Genomic DNA, 2,925 nt, shown 5'->3' on the forward strand with positions numbered 1-2,925 from the left:
CTATTCCCTATTCCCTATTCCCTATTCCCTACCTCAACGAGTAATTTCAGTAATCAAACTGGATTACTATATCAGTTTTCCGGAATAGGATTCATTCCTAATTGAGCGCGAATTGTCATAACTGGAATATCCCAAAACTGATCCCATTTTTGGGCGATGAATTTGCCGCGAGTATGAGAACCTAGATAGTAGCCGCGAGATATTTCTGACATTAAAGGTTGGAGTTTAGCAGGTTGGTAGAGACTAATTAAAACCATACCAAAACTGACAAGCATGATGCTGATAGGAATAGGAGTTTGTGCTAATACAAAAGCTTGTAAACCCAGTTCACCTAATACATCAGTCTCAAATCCTGCGACTACATGATAAATATCATGAGTAGTTCTCCAGAGCATTTTGAGATAAGAAATATCATCAACCACAGGAACTTTTTTATAGAAGTTAGGATCGAATCCCCTAGCTTTCATTTCCGTAGCATAAACATTTCCTAAAGTTCCTTCAGGAAGTTGACTTAATTCATCTAAATTTATTGGTGCTGGTAGCCAGCGTTCTGTAAATAAGGCGTTAATTTCGGAATTTTTCTTAAGTTCATCTACAGCTAATTGTGCTATTTCTGTTTGATCAAGTGCATCTTCAAAATTAAAAATTGGATCAGTTCCATCATATTGGGTTTTCAATGCTCTTGATGCGAGAAATTGAATGTAGGCTAATAGTCCTTTATCGTTATTGTAGGTAATTACATTATCCATGATTATTCTCCGTTGTGAGAAATAGCATCTTCAGGAAAATGAAAATATGCTTCTCCAATTATTGAAGATATGAGAAGTTTGTTTCATGTATCAAAGGGAAGATATTAATTATATGTAAAACCACCAAGGCAAAAAACTGTCCTATCTTTTATAAGCTAAGTGGCATTTAATTAGCATTCTTCCTGTTAATGCAATTACATTATTTATTAATACCTGTATAATTTTAATTACTTAAATCATTTTAATCACAGAAATATCTACATACAATAAATAATATGTTACACTGTTTATAGTGATTTATTGTTTAAATCTCAATCAAAACATCATAATTATGCAAAGAATCTCTATAGAAAACTTTGGACCCGTTAAAAAATTCGAGGCTGATGTTACAGATATAATGCTATTAATTGGTCCCCAAGCAAGTGGTAAAAGCACAATTAGTAAGTCTATTTTTATATTTAAATCTTTAAAAGATGAAATTCTTAATTATATTTATGTGTATGTGAATGTGAATGCTCTAGAAAATTTCTCTTTATCATTAAATAACACAATAAATGATATGGGAAGAAAATTCTTCACATATTTTGGAATTGAAGCAGACCGTAAAGGATTTACTCTAAAATATCAATACTCAAACGAAAAATATATAACCATTTCTGGTTCTAGTATATACAATCAAAAAATCAAAATTAGTTCAACACTTGAACAAGAATTAAATCTGCTAGGTACAGAAATTTTAAATTACAGAATAATCTCCAAAGAACAACGGAAGAAATCTAAGTCATTAGAAGAATTACGAGAACTAGAATCAGAAAAAAGATTACAGTTTAACCATTTTAAATCCATCGTTTATAATATTTTTGAAGAAACACACTCTACTGTATTTATTCCTGCGGGTAGAAATTTGATGTCTACATTAGCTGAACAATTACAACATATTAATAACCCAGATACTTTAGACTATTTCAGAAAATCTTTAGATACTTTAGACTATTTTACAAAATCTTTTATAGAGAGAATTGATTTATTAAGATATAACTTTGCGGTTGATTTAAATAACCTCATTGAAATTGAAGATATTGCTTCAGATATAGGTATTGATTTATCAAAATTATTGAAAAAAATCCTCAAAGGTGAATATAGATTTAATTTTGATGGTGAACAAGAAAGAATTTATTTTAATAACAACCAGTATGTTAAACTACAATATGCTTCTTCAGGACAACAAGAGTCTGTTTGGATTTTATTGCTAATATTTAGATATATTTTAGATGGAACAAGTGTATTTATGGTTTTTGAAGAACCAGAAGCACATCTTTATCCAGAAACTCAAAGCGATATTGTAGAACTGATTGGTCTATTCACAAATTTTTATCATAATCAAATAATTATCACTACCCATAGTCCCTATATTCTCTCATCATTCAATAATCTTTTATATGCTTATCAAGTTGGTAAAGATAAAGTTGGTAATGAAAGAGAAGCAGTAGAAAGTATTGTTAATAGTAAAAGTTGGATTGATCCAGATCGGATTTCAGCTTATTTTATATCTGAAAATGGCTGTGAATCAATTATTGATGAAGAACTGAAATTAATTAAAGCTGAAAAAATAGATAGCGCATCCAGTATAATTAACAACAAGTTTAATGATTTGTTTAATTTAGATGACTGAGTATGTGTAACGATTTTTTTAGAACAAGTGAATGTAAGGAATTTTGTGATATAAGAAAAAACTTAGTTGTCAAAGATTCTGGAAATAAACAAGAGTATAGAATCACCAATGAAAATGCTAAAGAGATTTGTAAGATCAGGATAGATAGATGTTTAATTAAAGAAGGTGAAAGATGTGACTACTTAATTTTATCCTGTGAAGATAAACTTGCCTTTTTTGTGGAATTAAAAGGACATGATTTAAAAAAAGCAATTACACAAATAGATTCATCTCTAACTAAAGTAATTCATAAAATACAAGATTTTAAAATTTATGCACGTATTGTATTAAATAGAAACCCCACTCCTGATATCAATAGTTCTGTAGAAATTAAACTTAAGAAACGGCTTAAAAAAGTGAATGGTGATAATAGTCTTGAGTTAATTAAATATAAAAGTAAGGTGTTAGAAGAAAGTTTTTAAATAACAAACAATTAGATCCCCGACTTCTTTAAGAAGTCGGGGA

General features: G+C 29.4%; 3 protein-coding genes. 2 read left to right on the forward strand and 1 reads right to left on the reverse strand.

Translation table 11 applies throughout. From position 1 onward, the window contains the following. Positions 1-71 precede the first annotated feature (71 nt). Positions 72-749, reverse strand: coding sequence for a Coq4 family protein (locus A9Y75_RS25710; RefSeq protein WP_071187844.1), 678 nt, complete (start codon positions 747-749; stop codon positions 72-74). A 331-nt stretch (positions 750-1,080) separates the two neighbouring features. On the opposite strand from A9Y75_RS25710, the gene A9Y75_RS25715 reads away from it, so the two are divergent. Both A9Y75_RS25715 and A9Y75_RS25720 read left to right on the forward strand, forming a co-directional pair. Continuing rightward, positions 1,081-2,421: an AAA family ATPase gene (locus A9Y75_RS25715; RefSeq protein ID WP_071192722.1), complete on the forward strand. Its 1,341-nt coding sequence runs from the start codon at positions 1,081-1,083 to the stop codon at positions 2,419-2,421. 2 nt (positions 2,422-2,423) lie between these two features. Beyond that, positions 2,424-2,882, forward strand: a complete 459-nt coding sequence (locus A9Y75_RS25720; RefSeq protein WP_071187851.1) for a hypothetical protein — start codon at positions 2,424-2,426, stop codon at positions 2,880-2,882. The last annotated feature ends 43 nt before the right edge of the window (positions 2,883-2,925 follow it).

The organism is Trichormus sp. NMC-1 (assembly GCF_001858025.1).
In the GTDB taxonomy this organism is placed as follows: domain Bacteria; phylum Cyanobacteriota; class Cyanobacteriia; order Cyanobacteriales; family Nostocaceae; genus Anabaena.